General features: G+C 73.3%; 1 protein-coding gene. It reads right to left on the bottom strand.

The features are described 5' to 3' along the window. Nucleotides 1-870 (bottom strand): DUF5685 family protein (locus tag QSK22_RS33230; protein WP_285498467.1); only part of this gene is annotated, 870 nt, incomplete at its 3' end. Between the last annotated feature and the right edge of the window lie 51 nt (nucleotides 871-921).

Below are 921 nucleotides of genomic sequence, written 5' to 3'. Positions count from 1 at the left end.
GCCGTACCCGCCCGGCGGATAGGCGTTGAAGACGCGGTCGATCGAGCGGCGGACCTCCCGGTCGAGCAGGGCGCGCGCCAGACGGCGGTCTTCCATCCGCACGTCGGCCAGTGCCAGCCGCAGCCCGTGATGGGCCTCCTCGCACAGGCGGCGCGCCTCGGCCAGGTCGGTTCCGGTGGCCACCAGGGGGTTGTAGGCGCCCGACGCCACATCGTCCGGCAGGTCCTCCACCGCGTCCACCAGATGCGCGATCCGACCGAAGAACCGCCCCGCCTCCGCCAACGCCTCGGCGTTCTCCTCACGCCCCGCCAGCACCGCGGTATGCGCGAACACCGCCGCCACCGCCGTCTCGGCCGGCTCGGTCAACTCCAGCAACCCCACACCCCCCGCGGCCTCCAACAGCGGCTGCCGCGCCACCGCCTCCCGCAACACACCCGCATCGAAACCGACCCCCGCCCCCGTACGCACCCCCGCCGCATCCCACCGATCCGCCATCCGCCCCGCGGCCGCAGCCACCAACCGCCGCGCATACGCCCCATCCCCGTCAGCCACATGATCACGGGTCCTCCCCGCCGCCAGCAGCAGCGACGCGGCCGCCGCCAACCGCGCACCCTCCGCCCGCGCCGACACCACCCGCGCCCCCCGCATCCCCCGCAACGCACACGGACCCGCCTTGCGACGCGGCGACGCCTCCGGCCGCTGCGCCTCCACCAGCACCGACACCAGCAACCCGTCATAGTTCGTCACCAGACGCGCCGCCTGCCCGTGCTCACGCCGCAACGTCAGACACAACCCGCACAGATGCGCCAACCAGTCCTCAAACAGCCCCCCGCACAGCACATGCCTGCACGGACGCACCACACCGAACATCCTCCGGGCACTCCCCCCACTGGATGGACCGCGACAACACACACGGACGCG

Source organism: Actinomadura sp. NBRC 104425, from assembly GCF_030269545.1.
Taxonomy (GTDB): domain Bacteria; phylum Actinomycetota; class Actinomycetes; order Streptosporangiales; family Streptosporangiaceae; genus Spirillospora; species Spirillospora keratinilytica.
Note: the sequence above shows the minus strand (reverse complement) of the source record. Positions and strands in the feature narration are given on the sequence as shown.